General features: G+C 44.8%; 13 protein-coding genes and 1 pseudogene. 9 read left to right on the forward strand and 5 right to left on the reverse strand.

From position 1 onward, the window contains the following. Window positions 1–78 precede the first annotated feature (78 nt). From N646_RS17035 to N646_RS17045, 3 genes are all read right to left on the reverse strand, one after another. On the reverse strand, window positions 79–786 hold the full coding sequence (locus N646_RS17035; protein WP_006740880.1) for a 1-pyrroline-5-carboxylate dehydrogenase: 708 nt from the start codon (window positions 784–786) through the stop codon (window positions 79–81). Window positions 787–797: 11 nt separating this feature from the next. Beyond that, the gene (putA, locus tag N646_RS17040) at window positions 798–3929 is read right to left on the reverse strand and encodes a bifunctional proline dehydrogenase/L-glutamate gamma-semialdehyde dehydrogenase PutA (protein ID WP_017820065.1); all 3132 of its coding nucleotides are present in this window, start codon (window positions 3927–3929) and stop codon (window positions 798–800) included. 404 nt (window positions 3930–4333) lie between these two features. Then, the gene (locus tag N646_RS17045) at window positions 4334–5146 is read right to left on the reverse strand and encodes an AraC family transcriptional regulator (RefSeq protein ID WP_017820064.1); all 813 of its coding nucleotides are present in this window, start codon (window positions 5144–5146) and stop codon (window positions 4334–4336) included. 973 nt (window positions 5147–6119) lie between these two features. On the opposite strand from N646_RS17045, the gene N646_RS17050 reads away from it, so the two are divergent. Then, on the forward strand, window positions 6120–6839 hold the full coding sequence (locus N646_RS17050) for a helix-turn-helix transcriptional regulator (protein WP_017820063.1): 720 nt from the start codon (window positions 6120–6122) through the stop codon (window positions 6837–6839). Window positions 6840–6912: 73 nt separating this feature from the next. Here N646_RS17050 and pdxH read toward each other — a convergent pair whose 3' ends face one another. After that, complete coding sequence (gene pdxH, locus N646_RS17055) at window positions 6913–7548, reverse strand: pyridoxamine 5'-phosphate oxidase (protein WP_005374570.1); 636 nt, start codon at window positions 7546–7548, stop codon at window positions 6913–6915. 115 nt (window positions 7549–7663) lie between these two features. Between pdxH and N646_RS17060 the strand changes: the two genes are divergently transcribed. The 7 genes and pseudogenes from N646_RS17060 to N646_RS17095 all read left to right on the forward strand — a co-directional run bounded on the left by N646_RS17060 (window position 7664) and on the right by N646_RS17095 (window position 18252). After that, a complete protein-coding gene (locus tag N646_RS17060) occupies window positions 7664–9538 on the forward strand; it encodes a sensor histidine kinase (RefSeq protein ID WP_017820062.1) in 1875 nt (624 codons plus the stop codon). Next, window positions 9531–10753 (forward strand): annotated as a pseudogene (locus N646_RS17065) (sigma-54-dependent transcriptional regulator). Before N646_RS17060 ends, N646_RS17065 begins: the two are co-directional and overlap by 8 nt. 173 nt (window positions 10754–10926) lie before the next feature. Next, a complete protein-coding gene (locus tag N646_RS17070; RefSeq protein WP_005374562.1) occupies window positions 10927–12318 on the forward strand; it encodes an HlyD family type I secretion periplasmic adaptor subunit in 1392 nt (463 codons plus the stop codon). Between the two features lie 114 nt (window positions 12319–12432). Further along, the gene (locus N646_RS17075) at window positions 12433–13116 is read left to right on the forward strand and encodes a transglutaminase-like cysteine peptidase (RefSeq protein WP_005374561.1); all 684 of its coding nucleotides are present in this window, start codon (window positions 12433–12435) and stop codon (window positions 13114–13116) included. 5 nt (window positions 13117–13121) lie between these two features. Next, on the forward strand, window positions 13122–15035 hold the full coding sequence (locus N646_RS17080) for a bifunctional diguanylate cyclase/phosphodiesterase (protein ID WP_005383568.1): 1914 nt from the start codon (window positions 13122–13124) through the stop codon (window positions 15033–15035). A gap of 15 nt (window positions 15036–15050) precedes the next feature. Continuing rightward, window positions 15051–17165 carry a type I secretion system permease/ATPase gene (locus N646_RS17085; RefSeq protein ID WP_005374556.1) on the forward strand — a complete coding sequence of 705 codons (2115 nt, stop codon included), beginning with the start codon at window positions 15051–15053 and terminating at the stop codon, window positions 17163–17165. Window positions 17166–17658: 493 nt separating this feature from the next. Further along, entirely contained in the window at window positions 17659–18252 is a 594-nt protein-coding gene (locus N646_RS17095; RefSeq protein ID WP_017820061.1) for a mechanosensitive ion channel family protein, read from the forward strand. Window positions 18253–18552: 300 nt separating this feature from the next. Here N646_RS17095 and N646_RS17105 read toward each other — a convergent pair whose 3' ends face one another. Beyond that, entirely contained in the window at window positions 18553–18891 is a 339-nt protein-coding gene (locus tag N646_RS17105; protein ID WP_017821886.1) for a hypothetical protein, read from the reverse strand. A gap of 231 nt (window positions 18892–19122) precedes the next feature. Here N646_RS17105 and N646_RS17110 point away from each other — a divergent pair, with 231 nt between their 5' ends. Then, entirely contained in the window at window positions 19123–19707 is a 585-nt protein-coding gene (locus tag N646_RS17110) for a flavodoxin family protein (RefSeq protein ID WP_017821885.1), read from the forward strand. Window positions 19708–19723: the final 16 nt, after the last annotated feature.

A 19723-nucleotide genomic window follows, 5' to 3' on the forward strand; every position in this document is an offset into this window, starting at 1 on the left:
AGCAATACATCAGAGTATAAAAAACCAATCTGGACCGGCTCTCAGTCCAGTTACTCCAGATTGGCATTACAAGTCAGGTTAGTGAGTTTCGTTCCCCAACTCGAGTAGAGTTGCGTTACCACCCACCGCGGTAATATTTATCGTTCGAGTGCGCTCAGTAATGAAGCGCAACGAGAGATGAGGATCATGAGCCAATTTCGGTGACTCTAAATCCGTTTCAGAAACTAAGCCGACGATTGCACCGTCACGCTTAGCTAGTTGAAGATTGAGCGCATGCTCAACCTGTGAACGCCCAACATAACCCACACTACGTACATCGCTCTCAAGCAACGGGGCAGACGCATCGTACGCAACAACCTGGACTAAGTTAGATGGGAAGTTTGCCAACGCTACAGCTTGCTTAACCAGTTGGTTTAGCTCTGCATTGTCACTGCAAACGACCACACTGTTGCCTGCAATTAAGGCACAGGTGATCATCGCAAAAGCACTGTATAACGCATTATCAGCAGGCTCGATGTTGTTTTCACAAATCACCAAAGCCACACCGCGTCCTGCGGCATACAGTTCGTTAGTTTCCCCTGTAGGGCCAACTAACTGGTGAGTTTCTGCAAGAAGAGTTGATGCTTGTTGCAAGTGGTAAGAAACCACTTTGGCAACGGTAGACTGCTGCCCTTCTAGTGCAGATTTAAATGCCAGAACATGCTCGCATTTGTAATCAAAATCAGTCAGATTCCACTGCTCCCACGCAGAGAATGCATCTTTAAAATAGGTGATCTGATGAACCATAATGCGACTCCTTATGCGTTTTCTGCTTGAGCAAGAAGATGTTGAGTAAAGCGGAATAGGTAGTGTGGACCACCAGCTTTCGGGCCAGTACCCGACAAGCCTTGACCACCAAACGGCTGTACACCAACCACAGCGCCAACTTGGTCTCGGTTGATATAGCAGTTACCTACTCGTGCATGTTTCTCAATCCAACGGTACGTGGTTTCGTTACGGCTATGGATACCCATCGTCAAGCCAAAACCCGTTCTGTTGATCTGCGCAACCACGTTCGGTAATTCAGACGCTTTAAAGCGAACAATGTGCAAGATTGGACCAAATTGTTCTTCTTTCAGCACATCGATGCCCGAGATTTCAAACGCACTTGGTGAGACAAAGTCACCATGCTGGCACGATTCATCCAGCTGTAGCTGAGCGACTTTAGTCTGTGTTTTGCTCATTTGCTCAAGGTGAGCGAGGAGTTTTTGTTTTGCATTGCTGTCGATAACCGGACCAACATCCGTTTTGTGTAGGTAAGGTAAACCAACATGCAGCTCATTCATCGCACCTTGAATCAGGTTGATCATACGGTCTGCTACATCTTCTTGTACAAATAGAACACGAAGGGCAGAACAACGCTGACCTGCAGATGCAAACGCCGAACGAATCACATCACGCACCACCTGCTCTGGCAATGCAGTACTGTCCACGATCATTGCGTTTTGACCACCTGTTTCCGCAATAAACGGAACCGGTTTCGCGCTGCGCTCCGCAAGCGTGACGTTAATGCGTTGCGCCGTTGCCGTTGAGCCAGTGAATGCCACACCAGCAATAGCATCATGAGAAGTCAGTGCATGACCAATCTCAGCGCCGCGACCAGTAAGTAACTGAATCACACCTGCAGGGAAACCAGCATCAAGCATTAGTTCAATAGCGCGAGCGGCAATTAAGCTTGTTTGCTCAGCAGGTTTTGCAACCACTGTGTTACCCGCAATCAGTGCTGCCGTCACCTGACCAAGGAAGATAGCCAACGGGAAGTTCCAAGGGCTAATACACACAAACACACCAAGACCTTCACGGCTAGAAATGCGTTTCACACCATCAAAGCCTTCTAGCTCAAATGGCTGTAGGTTTTGCGCTTGTTTCGCGTAATAACGACAGAAATCCACCGCTTCACGAACTTCATCAATGCTATCGTGAATCGTTTTGCCCGCTTCTTTGTGACAAATCGCCACCAGCTCAGCCAGGTTTTCTTCCATTAAGTCAGCAAGCTTTTCTAAACAAGCCGCTTTTTGTTCTACAGGAACGGCTTTCCAATCAGAGAAAGCAGTTTGCGCCGCATCAATTGCAGCGGAAACGTGATCAAGAGTTGCAAATGCCACTTTGCCGACTTCAATTCGGCGATCGTATGGTGCGGTGATGATCTCAGCCGCATTTTCCTTGATCATGCTTTCGGCAAAGCGTTCACCATTGATCATCGGGCCTGCAACCCACTGATTGTCCATGAAGCTTTCGACCTGAGCTTCAAATGGCTTCGCTTCACTGTCGATGTCGATGTTGACGCCATATGAGTTCTTACGCTCAGGGAAAATATCGGCAGGCAATGGAATTTTGTCGTTGTGTAGCGTGTCAAAACCCGTCAACACATCCACAGGGTGATGAGTCAACTCATAAATCGGACAACGCGCATCAACTAGACGGTGTACAAACGAGCTGTTCGCACCATTTTCAAGCAGACGACGAACCAAGTACGGAAGAAGATCAGCATGGCTACCGACAGGAGCATAAATACGTACTGGCTGACCGTACATTTTCATAACATGGTTATACAGTGAATCACCCATACCATGCAGGCGCTGGAACTCGTATTCTTTGTGCTCCGCCATGACAGCAATTGCCGTAACTGTGTGAGCATTGTGGCTTGCAAATTGTGGGTAGATATTACCGCGAACACCTTCGCTAAGTAGGAAACGAGCACAAGCTAGGTATGCAACGTCCGTCGCTTCTTTGCGAGTGTATACTGGGTAGTTTGCATAACCCGCTTGTTGAGACCACTTGATTTCGCTGTCCCAGTACGCGCCTTTAACCAAACGCAGAGGAATAACGTCACCTTGCTCTTTTGCGAGTGCATTTAGCCACACCAAGACTGGTAGCGCACGTTTTGAGTAGGCTTGAATAACCAAACCAAACTTGCCCCAACCTTTCACAAGATCGCTACGGTACACTTTCTCAAATAGCTTCAGAGAAAGCTCAAGGCGATCCGCTTCTTCTGCATCGATTGTGATTGCAACGTCGACTTCAATAGCACGTTTTAGTAGTTGCATTAGTGAGTCATACAACTCTGTCATTACACGTTCTTCATTTGCGACTTCGTAGCGCGGATGTAATGCAGAAAGCTTGATGGAAATCGAAGGCGCAGGGCTGGTGTCGTTACCGTAAGTCTCGCGACCCACCGCTTCGATCGCCATTAGGTAATCTTTGAAGTACTTGTTCGCGTCCGCTGTAGTTAACGCCGCCTCACCCAACATATCAAACGAGTAGGTGAAACCTTTGTCGCGCATCGGACGACCGTTCTTTTGCGCTTCTTCGATCGTACGACCACGAACAAACTGGTGACCCATGATCTTCATTGCCTGATACATGGCTTTACGAATCACGGGCTCAGAGAATTTATTTACCAGACGGTTTACAGCCTGACCTGGGCTCTGGGTGCCTTGCTCACCAAGACCAACCACTTTACCTGTTAGCATGAGGCCCCATGTTGATGCGTTAACAAACACAGAGTCAGAGTTTTTCAGGTGAGATTTCCAGTCTGCGACACTCAACTTATCTTTAATCAAAGAATCTGCTGTCGCGGCATCTGGGATGCGCATTAATGCTTCTGCAAGACACATCAGCAAGATACCTTCTTGAGTATCTAAGCTGTATTCCAGCAATAAAGCATCAATCATCTGGATTGACTTCTTATCGGCACGAATGGCTTCGATAAGGTGGGTCGTTTGGGTAGTGATCGCCGATTTTTCATCCTCTGTCGGCGTCGCTAGTGGCAATAGTTGCTCTAGCCATTGAGACTCGTCCACCATATATAATGGCGAGATCAGTGACCACAACTTATCAAGCGGCTGCCCGATAAATTCCGGTGTCAACACGTTCGTAGCTGTAAACATGTGTGTTCCTCAATCTCACTCCTCGAAAACCGCTTCGAGGATTATCAATGGCTGGCAGTGTATTTTGAGGCCGATAAGAATACTTGTCAAAAACTACGACATTTTTGCCAAAAACTCGCTTTTATAACAAAACATCCACATAGTCACATTCAAATAGGTAATATTTTGTGTTGTAAATTTTAATTTTTTCATTGCATTCACAACAAAATATTAAGAATATCAATAAGATTTTTGTGAAGAGCTCGTTCTAAGAGAAAATGTAGGATCAAGTGGCATATCAGCCACTGCAAAGAACAGAGAATTTAAAAAAACGAGAGATAGGTCACGTGAATAAAACATAAAAAAAACCACGCAGAGTGCATGGCTTTATTCTAATTGATTGTGCCGTCCTAAAAAACGCGTTGTTATCCAACTTGTTTTTTATAACGGGAAGGTGATATTCCCTGTAAGCGAGTAAAAGTATGAGTAAAAGTACTCTGGCTTGAGAAGCCAGTAAACTCGGCAATTTGCCCTAAAGAAAGGTGACCTTGCTCGATTAATTCACGAGCCATGTCGATTCGCTTTCCGAGAACATATTGATGAGGTGTAATCCCCATCTGCTCTTTAAACAAGCAATGGAACTGACTTTCCCCAAGAAACACTCGCCCGGCCAATTGAGCCACACTAATCTTATGACTCAGGTGCTGCTCAATGTAACGATCAATCGCCTCCAAATCAAAGCGCGACTCTTTTCGACTGGTCTCAAATGCCGAGATATGGCGCTGCATTAATGCAATCACAGTGTCGTTACACGCACGACTTAACAGCAGGTCATCCGGATGGTTTCGCATTTCCTGAACCAACATCTGTATCAGCTTCTGAATTTGACTATCTAACTGGAAGTAGACATGGTCTCTCTCCAGGTTATTGATTTTTTGAAGCATTTCAGGATCATCATTTGTCGGTTTGGGCATATTCAGCACCAAAATATCCGATTGATTGATGACGCCACCGAAAGCATGATCAGAGCATGCGGTAACCACACAACCTTGACCAGGGCCGACAAGATTACCTCGCCCGCGCACTTCAAATTCGGCTTGCCCTTTTAAACCAATCACGATCTGCGTATAAGAATGATCGTGGCAATCCATATAAGACGGAAGTGTGATCAGCTCCGCCGGCTTTGGCAGAATAATCTCTTGATATGAAAGGATTTTTTGGTTATCTGAATCACTCATTTTAAACAGTCGTCTTTACACGGTCAGCTTACGTCTTCGCATCATATACCTTCTTTGTTGGGTTGCAACTTTTACCCAACTCAATCGACAAGATCAAATCAGCATGCTCAAGTTCATTTACATGATCATAGTTCCGGAACGATGATCATGCGAGGTTAATTTACGGTCAGTGAGCAACCAATTTTATTAACAAAAACGGATAGATAGGCAACACCTTACGTATACATAATCAATCAATGTAAAGATCCTTATTACCGAACAATCTGTTATTTTGTAAAACACCGTGCTCCATATTAGATAACTCGTCCCTGAAACGGATCGAAACCCACTCTTAAACTCAACATAGAGGGATTTCCCCCCTTACTAATATGCTTCTGATTCAATACATTAGTTATCGAGCTTTAAGATGCATACGATCTAAAGCTCTCGGTATCTCATTGATACCTCTAACTTACTTAGCAGACCCTCGCTAGGTAATTTAGAACCTCTTCTACACGTCGACAAGATTATATCTTGTGTTGCCAGCCCGTCTTCAGGCTGGCTTTTTTTTTTCGCTTCTCAACAATGAAAACAATGGCATAAGCTGATATCATAGCGTTTGTCTCAATGTCCCTCTCATATGCTTAGGTGCTGCTCTTTCGCTCACAAGTGATATGAACGTCAACCACATTACAACTGAGTTGTAGGAAGCATGATCAAGGACGATACGAGTTGTAAGCCGAACATTGGCGGACATCCGTGAGCGCACATATCTGTAATGAAACAGACCATTTTCCCAATTAAACTCTTCGTTCCATTTCGTCGTTGTCTATGACTACCTGACGAAAACATCGAACACCACGAATTTAATTGGATTGAGCGCCAATCAACGAACGTGTTCTAGCAACGTAACTGCCTACTTGGCAACATCAATACGAGCCATGTAACACGGACGTCTCTGTATTGGTAAAAGCAGTATGTAGTGAGTCCTTTTGTGAATATTTCAGTCGATACCATAGAACAATCCCTCCTTAAACAGCTACCAGGTTGTTGGGGATGCAAAGATAAAGATTCGGTATTCCTATACGTAAACCAGGAATACGCAGAACTGTTAGGGCACACGTCGCCCGAGGAGTGCTTGGGTAAAACTGATTTTGATATGGCCAGCCCAACCACTGAATGCGCGCAAGAATTTCAACGCCAAGATAAACACGTTCTCGAAACTGGCGAGTCACTAAAAATTCTGGATATCCACCCTTATCCAGATGGCCGCTGGCGAGCACATATATTTACTAAAACACCGTGGCGAGATGACAAAGGCGACATCGTAGGCACCATTTTCTACGGAAGGGAACTCACCGACACCGCCGTGATTGAAGTCGGGTATTGGGTTTGTCGTGCAATCAGTACCAACCCAAATCAACAATCCATCTTTCGTTTTTCTGACTTACAACCAAAACCAGAGAAGCTCACATGCCGCGAGCAAGAAACGCTTTTCCTCTTGCTCTATGGCAAAAAGCCTCAATTTATCTCTCAGGTCATGGGCATATCAACAAAAACCGTTGAAGGTCACGTCGCACGCTTACGTAATAAGTTTGCAGCGAACAGCAAGAACGAGCTAATAGATAAAGCAATGGAAGCAGGCTACGGCTCTGTTGTACCCAAAACGCTGCTTAAGCATCAATTATCGGTTGTGTTGAATGGAGAGCGATAATTCGCATCGCTTCTACCTACAAAAACACCGCCCCAATTCGGCGGTGTTTGTTTATTCATGAGGGACCATAAGCCTATGGCGCTAAACGATCAATGTCCCAACTTCCATCATGCTGGGAGAAAAGAAAACGATCGTGAAGGCGATGTTCGCCACCTTGCCAAAATTCGATGCTCTTTGGTTTTACGCGAAAGCCACCCCAAAAGGTTGGTACTGGTATTTCACCCTTAGCAAACTTCTGTTTTAGCTCTAAAAACTTACCTTCCAACACACCTCTGGCAGAAATACGGCTACTTTGTTTGCTCGCGATTGCGGCCAACTGGCTCTCTTTAGGACGAGAAGTAAAGTATTTCATATTCTCTACGGCGGTAAGCTTTTCAGCCACACCAGTAATATGAACTTGGCGCTCTAACGGATGCCAAGGGAAGTGCAAACTAATATTGCTGTTATGCTCTAGCTGCTGGGCCTTGCGACTGCCTAGGTTGGTGTAAAACACAAAACCATCTTTGTCGACGTTTTTCAATAGAACAATGCGTTGAAACGGCATGCCATTTTCATCAACCGTTGCAACTGTCATCGCAGTCGGGTCCGTTAAACCCGCTTCAACTGCTTGCTCTAGCCACAGATTAAATTGATCAATAGGATCAGCTTTCAAATCTTTACGACGCAGCCCACCTTTGGTGTACTCACGACGAATATCAGCAAGTTCCATCTTTACTCCTTCACTCGTTTTTGTCGATTGTGCTCCCGATACTGAGGAAATACAAGGACATCATTGTGCTTGTTATCGTTGCCGCTCACAGCATCACAGTGCGTCATTTGATACCATGACACAAAAAACCAGTGAGCCGATCGTGAACTTACTCAACCCCAAAGCCCTACGTCATTTTTTACTGCTACTGTGTGCCGTCGGCATTTCAGGGCTTGCGCTTACTCATCATTACGCAACTCAATACCAACATGATCAATGGCAACAAAAGCTAGAGAGACAAGCCGCGCAAGTGTCACAAGAAGTGGACTACGAACTGGCAAAGTTTGAACAGATACCAAACCTATTAAGTCACGACCCAAGACTACTCAAAGCAGTAGAGCGCGGAACGCCCTCTCAAGAGCTCAACCTACTGTTATCAGATTGGTTGAAGCAAAGTTTGGCCGATACGATTTACGTTCATGACCGCACCGGGTTAGTCATAGCCTCAAGTAACTTTCAGCAAGAAGATACGTTTGTTGGCTCTAGCTTTAGCTATCGCCCCTATTTTAAAAATGCGCGACGCGGTGAGCCCGCTCAATATGTTGGATTAGGCGTGCGCTCGAATAAACGTGGGTACTTCTTCTCATCTCCGCTGTGGGTAAATGAGGAAGTCGTTGGCGTGATCACAGTAAAAGTGAACTTGGAGCAATTAGAACAGCGCCTTTCGCAAACCACGACTGACGTACTCATTACAGATAAACACAATGTCGTGTTTATGAGCAATTTACCAGACTGGCGCTATCGTGCACTTTTCCCACTGTCATCGAGTGCAATAATTGAACTTACCGAAACGCGTCAATATGGCGATACCTTGCCCGAATATTTTGGTGAGTTGACGGCGCACAGTGGTGTCACGGAGTTTGATGACAATCAATTGCTTCTATCACCGAATTACCTCGCATACGCAACACACTTATTGGATAAAGGGTTTCGCGTCGTTGCCTTAATTAACCACAACAGCGTTCTTGCCGCCGTTTTACAGGCCGATATCGTCTTCCTGATCTTATATGCGCTCATTGCTCTAATTGCGTTAGCGTGGTTCCAAACCCTAGTTAACAAAGCACGCCTTGCCCATCTCAATGTGAGCCTAGAAGAAAAAGTAGTGCAACGGACACTAGTTCTGAGTGAAGCCAACCAAAAGCTACAACAGACCACCCGCCAATATGAACAAAGCCAACAAGAGCTTAAACAAACACAACAAGAGCTGACGCAAGCCGCGAAATTGGCACTGTTGGGCGAGCTGTCTGCCAGTATTAATCATGAGATAAATCAGCCACTTTCCGCACTAAGAACCTATACCGAAAACTCGCAGCGTTTGTTGGCAATGGAAAAATACCCAATGGTCGCCGACAATTTGGGCAAAATGCTGACACTTAATGACACCATTTCGGAAGTCATTGCCCGCTTAAAAGTCTTTACTCGGAAAGCCACGCACGATTCACACAATGAAATCTCAGTACTGCACGACGCGGTACATACTGCCACCAGCATTTTGAGCAACAAGCTTATTAAGCAAGGAGTAACACTAAAAGTTCCGGCCATCGACTATGATGTGAAGCTGGCCATTCACAGCGTTGAATTAGAACAAGTGCTGATAAACCTCTTCCACAACGCGGCACAAGCGATGGAAAACCACTGTATCGATCCGCAAATATCCATTGCTGTTCAGTGTCATGATGACAGTTGCGACATTCTTGTTTCCGATAACGGGCCTGGCATGTCGGACGAAGCCCTAGCAAAAATCTTTGATCCATTTTTTACGACTAAGCCAGAGGGCTTAGGATTAGGTTTGACCATCTCCAAACGCATTTTAGAGAGCTATCACGGCTCCCTCTGTGCCTATAAACATCAGAGCACAGAACAACAAGCAGGAGGGATGACCTTTATCGTGACGCTACCAATAGTCAATCAGAATAAACGTACCCCAGAAGTGGAAAACGACCATGAATAACCCAGTTTTCTTTGTTGATGACGAACCACACATTCGTGATGCCGTGTCTCAAGCCCTGCTGATTGAAGGGATAGACGTCACCTGCTTACCAAACGCAGTAGAAGCCTTACGCGTAATCGACTCAAATATGCCTGCGATTATCATTACCGATATCCATATGCCCGTGATGGATGGCTTGGAGTTTATGCGAACTTTGCGAAGCAAAAACGATCACTTTCAATTCATCGTACTTACTGGACATGGAGATGTGAAAACCGCGGTAGATGCGATGAAAAGCGGCGCGTACGACTTTCTAGAAAAACCGTTTTCAACGGAACAGCTCATGAAATCGCTCAACAATGCCAGCGATAAACTGAACTTGTTGCAAGAAAACATCTGGCTTAAGAAAGAGCTCGACATGCAAACTCATGTTGGTCCGAAAATGATTGGTCACAGTAAGGCCATGGTGAGCATTCGTCGCGCCTTGATCAGTGCGCCCACAAGCCAGCCGCTCATTTTTGTAGGTCAAGATGGTACGGGTCGGCGACTCGCTGCACAATTTGCCCACGACATACATGCAACACCGGATAGTGAGTTAATCGCCGCTTCTGGTGAAGACCTTTATGAGTTTTCATTAGAAGCTCTCGACAAAGCCATACACCGCTTAAGTGAAGGAAAACGCCACTGCAGTTTGTACTTACATAGCGCAGAGCATGTATCATTTGAACAATGGGAATACTTGTTCAAGCACCCGAAACTTGAACGTGTTTTTGGCGCGACCACCCAAGCCGAGCCACCTCTAAAATCCCTGGCGACTCTAATTCACTTACCGACGCTCGATGAAAGAAAGGAAGATATAGGGCCTTTATACAAGCACTTTGTGCGCCACACAGCGAGCCGATATCAGTTACAGCCGCCACATATCAGCCTAGAAGAGGTCAAACACCTCACCAGTCTCGAATGGCCAGAAAACGTTAAGCAGCTACGCCAATTTGCTGAACTTCGTGCCCTCAAGCCAGATACTTTTAGAATGGAAGATTGGAACAGTGAGAAAAGTCTTGAAATTCAGAGTATGACTCAGCGCACAGAATACTTTGAATATTGCTTGTTATTCGATGCATTGCAAAGACATCGCGGCAGACTCAAAGAGGTTCAACTAGAATTACAGGTATCACGCAAAACCTTGTACGACAAACTAAAAAACATCAGTTGGATAAAGCCAAGTTCAAGGCGTAATAGCTATACTCCGGCGCTAATTATGCTTTTGTTTGATTTAGAAAGTGTAAGAAAGCTCATTTGAAGAGAGAATAACCCTCTTCTCATATTTTATTAGCCGAGCATGCTGACATGATCGGTTAATAATAATAAGATCAAAAAGATAATCCGTAATTATATAAGCAGGGACTGTGATGAGCCGAGATAACTACAACAAACTCAACGATGAAGAGTTGGATTTTGTTGATGACAAAACTGCAGCATTGCTCCTCAATACCCCCAACAGCGCGCGTTTTATGCTCTGGGTTATGGTGCTATTTTTCATTGCAGCAATAGGTTGGGCATCTTGGGCTGAAATCGACAAAGTCACGGTTGGTCAAGGCAAAGTGATTCCCTCCTCACAGATACAAGTAGTCCAAAACTTAGAAGGTGGCTTAGTCAAAGAAATCTTGGTCAAAGAAGGTCAGTTGGTTGAAAAAGGCCAACAGTTACTGCTTATCGATGACACCCGCTTTCGCTCAGATTTTCGTGAACGTGAGCAACAAGTTGCCAACCTTACCGCATCTGTGCTGCAACTATCCGCTTCTATTAACAGTGTTGCCGTTAATCGTGATTTTGAAACGGAAAACTGGCGTCAAAGTGTACTACTTGATTACGGTAAACTGACCTTCCCACCAACCTTGGAAGAGACTCGACCTCAACTCACACAGCGTCAAAAAGCAGAATATCGCGAAGATCTAGATAATTTACGCAACCAACTTTCTGTTATTGACCAACAAGTGCAGCAAAAGCAGCAGGACTTGGTAGAGATCCAAGCACGAGTAAGGAACTTGCGTCAAAGCTACCAATACGCGAAAAAAGAACTCGATATCACCAAACCTTTGGCAGACGAGGGCGTTGTTCCTCGTATTGAACTGCTCAAATTACAGCGCCAAGTCAACGATACCCGTCGTGAAATGACGTCCAGTGAGCTCAAGATTCCCGTATTGCAATCAGCGATTCGAGAATCCATGCTCAACCGTATTGATGTTGCACTCAAATTCCGCTCTGAACAGCAAGAGAAACTCAACAGCGCCCAAGACCAGTTATCTGCTTTGGTTGAATCAGCGGTGGGCTTGGAAGATAGAGTAAACCGAACGGTTGTGAATTCGCCAGTAACAGGCAAAATCAAAACACTGAACATCAATACTGTCGGTGGTGTTATCCAACCTGGTATGGATATCGTCGAGATCGTACCAACAGAAGACACACTATTGGTAGAGGCGAAAATTGCGCCAAAAGACATCGCATTTTTACGCCCAGATCTTCATGCTATCGTGAAATTTACAGCTTACGACTTCACAAAGTACGGCGGTTTAGAGGGAGAGTTGGAACATATCAGCGCGGATACCACTCAAGATGAAGAAGGCAACAGCTTCTACATTGTTCGTGTACGCACCGAAAAAACAAACTTTGGTCAAGATGCAGATTTACCAATCATTCCAGGAATGACAGCATCGGTCGATATCATCACAGGGAAGCGAACCGTTTTGGAATATCTACTTAAACCGATTTTAAGTGCCAAAACGAACGCCTTGAAGGAGTAAACCACATTAAGATACTCGCGATAGGGAGTATTGAGCGATAAGTGATTAAATAAAAAGCACTTATTTCTCACTGACGAACTCTCTAGAAGAGTATACTTGTGATACGAGTCGAATATGCGATCCAATTTGCAGCGTAAAGTTACATTATTAATCAGCTTAAGTTGTTTGTCGTTCCAACTTGGTGCGCTGAACAGTAAAGAACAACGATGGGTCAATACGGTCACAGCGGTGTACGGCGAACGTGCGGGATTGCGCGTAAATACATGGCGAAAGAACCTCGACTTATTTAAACAATTAGAGACTCATGAACAGCTCGCTGGCGTTAACGACTTTTTTAATCAGCTGTATTTCGTTGACGACATAAAACTGTGGGGAAAGACAGATTATTGGGCTACGCCACTCGAATTTTTAGGGAGTAACGCAGGAGACTGTGAAGATTTCACTATTGCTAAGTACTTCTCTTTACTCGAGCTAGGAATACCAGATTCAAAGATGCGGTTAATATACGTAAAAGCCATCGAACTGAATCAGTTTCACATGGTATTAGCTTACTACCCTACCCCAAGTTCTGAGCCGCTCATTCTCGATAATATCAATCCTGACATTGTCCGAGCCTCTAAGCGTAGCGACTTGCTACCGATATACAGTTTTAATGGTACAAACCTGTGGTTGATGAAGTCATCTGCTAGCACTGGAGAGCTGGCAGGGAAAGCATCACGGTTGAGCCTTTGGAATGACTTACGCTCGCGCGAACGTAAGTTGCAGTTAAATAAACCTAAAATTAACTATGACGAGTGAGAAACATGACCCTATATAAGAAGCTTGTGGTGGGGATGGTTACGGTCTTTATACTCTTGTTGGCATCAGTATTCGTAATCCAATTCAACACGACTCGAGACAGCTTGGAGCAACAGCAACGTTCAGAGGTCAACAACACTATTAACACCGTAGGTTTGGCACTGGCTCCTTACCTAAAGGACAAAGATAAAGTCGCGGTTGAGTCCGTGATTAATGCTCTATTTGACGGCAGCACCTACTCCGTTGTTCGTCTTACAGCATTAGATTCTGACTACCAGATCGTGCGTACTTACCCAGTTAAACCAAGTACGGTGCCACAATGGTTTATCGACATGAATCTATTTAAAGCGATTCACGATAAGCGTGTTGTGACCAGTGGTTGGATGCAGCTCGCCGAAGTAGAAATCATTAGCCACCCAGGCGCAGCTTACGAGCAGCTCTGGCAAGGTTTTATTGGCTTGCTGTCTGTATTCAGTGTTATTTTTCTAGCTGGTTTAGTGGCAATTTCATACATCCTACGTCGCTCGCTAAAACCATTAACGGCCATCGTAAATAAAATGCATGAAATCGCGAATAACCAATTTGGTGAACCGCTTGCTCGTCCAAGAACCAAAGATCTTATCGCGGTGGTAGATGGCATTAACATGATGTCTGCTCAAATCGAGCTATCATTCAAAGAGCAAGCCAAAGAGGCGCAACGTCTGCGTGCTCAGGCTTACCTCGATCCTATATCTAAATTGGGTAACCGCTCATTCTACATCAACCAAATCGACCAATGGCTTGCAGAGCAAACGCAAGGGGGTATCGCGCTACTCCATGCTGAATATATTGGGGACATTTACGAGACCAAAGATTACCAACGCGCAGATGCCCACGTTAAAGAACTGTCTCAACGTTTGAAAAACACCATTGATGTACCGGGTGCCACTATTGCTCGCTTGTCTAGTGATGAGTTCGGCTTGCTTTTCCCTCATATGGATGAGAGCGAGTTACGCATTTTATCGGACAGCATCGTCAATTGTGTGAACGGCCTAAATACTGACCCAACAGGCTTAGCAAAACCTAAAGCGTCACTAGGGGTTGCACACAGCAAAGATCAGAAAACGCGCTCTGAAATCCTCTCGATGGTGGACAACGCACTATCGAAAGCCAAAGCGCAACCAGACAAGCCATACGGCTTCATTGGCAGTGATACACCTTCTAGTTTGATGGGTAAACAGCAATGGAAAGCGTTGGTTGAAGAAGCCATTCATAGTGATTGGGTTAAATTCCGTTTCCAAGCTGCGAAAAACACATGGGGTAAAGTATTCCACAACGAAGTATTTTCAAGCATCGAAAAAGATGGTGAAACGTATCGTGCGAATCAATACCTATTCGCACTAGAACAGTTAGACGCCACCAACATCTTTGACCAGTATGTCATTGAATCAATGATTAAGATGCTAGAAAGTGGTGAACTTAATGACCCAGTCGCGATTAACATCGCGCAAAGCAGCTTGTCTCAACCATCGTTTATTCGCTGGACAACTAGCATGCTGGAAAAACACGCCAAAGTGGCCTCTAAGCTACACTTTGAAATTCCAGAGGAATGCTTTATCGATCAGCCTCACCACACAGCACTGTTATGTAATGCCATTCGCCAATCAGGTGCTGAGTTCGGCGTAGATAACTACGGACGTAACTTCCAATCTTTGGAATACATCCAAGAGTTCCGCCCGAACTATGTGAAGCTCGATTACCTATTCACACACAACTTGCACGACGAAAAACAAAAATTCACGCTAACGTCGATCTCTCGTACTGCCCACAACCTTGGTATTACGACTATCGCATCGCGTATCGAAACTCAAATCCAGTTGGACTTCCTCACTGAACATTTTGTTGAGGTATTCCAAGGATTCATCGTCGACAAGGAATAAAAAGGTTTATCAACGATGAAAGACCCTTTACTGAATTCGCTCATCTACGTTAGCCGTTACTATGGGTTAGCTAACTCGCCAGAAGCGCTAGTCAACGGACTACCGCTATCTGACGGTAAACTGACCCCATTTTTGCTACCAAGAGCAGCGGAAAGGGCCGGATTGGTTGCCAAGGAAAACCGCGCAGAGCTGGAGAGCATCTCTAGCCTAATTCTGCCGGCAATCTTAGTTCTTAAAGGCGGTGACTCTTGCGTTCTCAACAGCATCAATATGGAGAAACGCGAGGCCGAAGTCACCACCCTAGAAAGTGGAATGGTGCCGATCTCTATTCCATTAGAAGACCTACTTGAGCAATACACTGGTCGGTACTTTTTAGTTAAAAAGCAATTCCGTTTCGATGAGCGCTCTCCCGAAGTGCTCAAAACCAACGAAGGCCACTGGTTCTGGTCAACCTTGTGGCAGTCAAAACGCATCTACCGTGATGTTTTAATCGCATCACTTCTCATCAACCTCTTTGCGGTTGCCGCTCCGCTATTCACTCGCTTGGTGTACGACAAAGTGGTTCCGAATCTTGCGTTTGAAACCCTATGGGTACTAGCAAGTGGCATCTTTGTCGTGTTCCTGTTTGACTTCATTCTCAAGTCGCTGAGAAATTACTTCATTGATGTGGCGGGCAAGAAGTCTGACATTCTGATTTCATCCAAACTGTTCAGCAAAGTGATGGGGATTAGAATGGAATCGAAGCCGCCTTCGGTCGGTGCCTTCGCTCGCCATTTACAAGAATTCGAATCTATTCGAGAGTTTTTTACTTCAGCGACCGTCAGTGCTCTCATTGATTTGCCTTTTGCCATTCTGTTCTTAGTGATTATATGGCTAATGGCTGGCGATCTTGTGTATGTACCGATGGTGGGCGTGGTCATTTTGATTATTCACTCGCTACTGATACAAGGGCCGCTGCGTCGCTCCATAGAGGAGGGTTCACGCCTAGCATCGCAAAAATATGCCAATTTGATAGAGAGCCTGGCTGGGTTAGAAACCGTAAAAATGCTCAGTGCGCAAAGCCAATTCCAATACCGCTGGGAAGAGGCAGTTGCGCACATGGCGAACTGGAATATAAAAAGCCGCCGAATTACGGATAGCATTCAAAACGCGGCAGGTTTTGTGCAGCAAAGTAGTAACGTAGGGATGATCATCCTAGGCGTTTACTTAATTGCAGAAGGCGACTTAACCATGGGCGGTTTGATTGCCGCAACCATGCTTAGCGGCCGCGCGATTGGTCCTTTGGTTCAGTTATCCTTACTCTCTACGCGCTACAACCAAGCGAAGTCTTCTATGACAATTATCAATCAAGTCATGGAAATGCCGGATGAACAAGAAGAAGGTAAACGTTACATTCACCGCCCAATAGTACAAGGCAAAATTGAACTTGAACGCGTGACCTTCCACTACCCAGATTCACCGGTGGCGTCGATTCGAGATTTGAGCTTGACTATTAACCCAGGCGAAAAAGTAGCGATCATAGGCCGTATCGGTTCGGGGAAAACCACGTTAGAGCGTCTAATCATGGGCTTGTATCAGCCGACGGAAGGTCATGTTCGCATTGATGATACCGACATCGCACAGCTGCATCATGTCGACATTCGCCGTAATATTGGTTGTGTGCCGCAAGATTCGAATCTGTTCTTTGGTTCTATCCGCGACAACATTACGCTAGGTCGCCCATTAACCGATGACCGTGACGTACTAGACGCAGCGAATCGTGCCGGTGTTACTGCGTTTACGCAATCTGACCCAGCGGGCTTAGAACGCCAAGTTGGTGAAGGTGGTGCAATGCTTTCGGGTGGTCAACGTCAAGCAGTCACGATCGCTCGTGCATTTTTGGGTCGTCCTCCTGTTCTACTCATGGATGAACCAACCAGTGCGATGGATAATCGCTCAGAAATGCACATTAAACATCAATTAGCACAGTTGAAACCTAGTGAAACGCTGATTCTGATTACGCACAAAACGTCTATGCTCGACATCGTTGATCGCGTAATTGTGATGGAGAAAGGCAGCATCATTGCAGATGGCCCTAAAGCGCAAGTGCTGAACGATTTGAAACAAGGCAAAGTGCGTGCGGTTAGCTAGCCTGAATTCACATTGATAAAAGACAAAGGCCCCGTTTGACTCATGTTTAACGGGGCTTATTTTATTGGGAGCCCGAGATAATTAAGTTCTTCAAGCGCGACCCAAACGAGTACAAGGCCAACAATCACGAATAAAATCATAATCGCCTTTTCATCTTCTTCCATTTTTCAACGCCCTAAAAGCTATTTCAATTAATACACCTTAGGTTATCAGGACAAAAGTCATATTCAGCTCGTTTATGAGGAACTAGCATCATAGAATGTCGGATATGGGATACAGCTCAAAGAATGCTCTCTTCAAAATCACGTCAGCTTTGATTGAATATAAGTAATGAAGCCAAAGAGTTCGTAATGCTCACTAAGTCTTTGATTAACTTATATAGTACTCTGTGGTACCTCAACACAGAGACAAATGGTGTAAAGAAAAATTGTGATTACTTACAGCAAAAAATCAGCTATAAAAGCCGCTTTCTAGATATCGTCGAGATGAAGAAATGAATGATTGGATCCAATTAGAGCAAGTGAGCCAGTATTTCACTACGGGCTCCCTCGGTTACAAACTATTGATGGGCATTTTTGTCCTGATCGCGTATCGCATCCTGAAGAGGATTGTAAATAGAGCCATCCTAAATTTGGCAACAACGAAAGGTGTAAAAAAGGCCCGTTTGAGTTTTATTCAGCGCTGTTTCAATGTCGCGCTGCTATTTTTGACCGCCTCTATTTTTGCCATTATCACAGGTATTGGCTATGGCGATGTGTCTTTGTTCCTATCGTCCATTTTTGCCGTATTAGGTGTGGCGTTTATTGCGCAGTGGTCAATTCTGAGCAACATCACTGCCAGCTTTTTGATCTTTTTTGTCTTCCCGTACCGAGTGGGTGACCGAATTAAAGTCGTAGACAAAGATGAAGACATCTGCGGTGAGATTCAAGAAATCAGCATGTTTCACGTGTTAATTAAGCACGACAACGGTAACTTGATCACTTACCCAAACAACCAGATTTTGCAAAAAGCGGTACTAAAGCTGGCGAAAAACAAGCCAGAGCCAAGTAAAGCCAAATCTCGGATTTATACTCGCAGAAAGAAATAACCCACTAAAAAGCCGATGTATCTACATCGGCTTTTTAGTATCACTTGGTGGTCACAAATAACCCAAAGTTAATGGCGAAAAACAGTGAAGAGACAAAACGTATAAGCTGAAGGTCACCACTGTATTCTTTCATGATAAAAACATGACACATCGCCGAAACCAAAAGCGCCACTTTAACCAAAGGAAGCTTCTTATTTACGAACCTTAAATAAATACAAAAAATAGAGATGGTGCAAGCAAAGAAAAAATCGTCACTAGTTCCATCTTCCTTAAAATACAAGGACATGGTTTTAGTTAAGCTTATATTTTTAGCTTCATTATGAGCCACCCACTAATATTTAGCGAGATAAGGGCATAAAAGAGGTAAAAAACAAGACTGACCGAAACAAAAAGTAGTGCATGCACTTTTTCTTCTAAGCTCTCTGGATGAACATTCATATCCACATCAAACACCCCCGCTATAAAGTGTGCAAATACCGTGGAAGAGGCTGTAGAAAGGCCTCCTACCATAATGATAATAATCCCTCGCCTTAAGAAACGATGAAATGTACTTTTCCCGCCTTGGATCAGGTCTGAGTTTACATATTTTAATCTATTTTTCCGCCTATTAATCATCACTAGCATCGGTACCTTTATCATTGTTTCCAAGAGAGTTTTCTACATCTTTAAGATCTTCCTTTAACGCTTTTATACACGACATTCATCGTCGTTGCATTCACTGTAGTTATGCCGTCGACTTACCCTATAAGAAAGCTCTTTAGATACCAATTCGTACTTTATCTATCTCAAATCTCTTCTTGACCTCAACTTATCTTGAGGTTTTAGCCTTAGTCGCACGATTAAAAATCAACAATGAAAAAAGGAACCATTGTGTCCAAAATTGCGATTATTTATTTCTCTAAAACCGACGTTACTGGTCAGCTTGCTCGCGCGATTGCCGCAGGTGTTGAACAACAAGGCATTAAGCAGCAAGATGAATGTGAAATCCTCTCTCACCGAATTGAAGGCAGTGAGATTATTGAGGGACGTTTTGTGAACCCTAAACTAATGGATGAACTTGCTGAGTGTGATGCGATTATCTTTGGCTCACCGACCTATATGGGCGGTGTAGCAGCGCAGTTTAAAGCATTTGCAGATGCAAGCAGTGAATCTTGGTATTACCAAAAATGGGCGAGCAAAATCGCGGCTGGCTTTACCAGTGGTGGGGCAATGAATGGCGACCAATCTTGCACATTACAATATCTACAAACGCTCGCTAACCAACACGGCATGATGTGGGTCGGGTTGGATAAGATCAGCAATTCTGGGGAGCAAAACCTGAATCGTTATGGTGTACAAGGTGGTATTGTTGCACAAGGTGGTGAAGGTGGTCAGTTGCATGCTTCTGATGTTGCAACAGCGGAGTATCTTGGCAAACGAGTCGCTATGCTCGTGAACAAGCTCTCCACTCGCTAACAATAAAAAGAAGCCC

This window comes from Vibrio alginolyticus NBRC 15630 = ATCC 17749 (assembly GCF_000354175.2).
GTDB classification, from domain to species: Bacteria; Pseudomonadota; Gammaproteobacteria; order Enterobacterales; family Vibrionaceae; genus Vibrio; species Vibrio alginolyticus.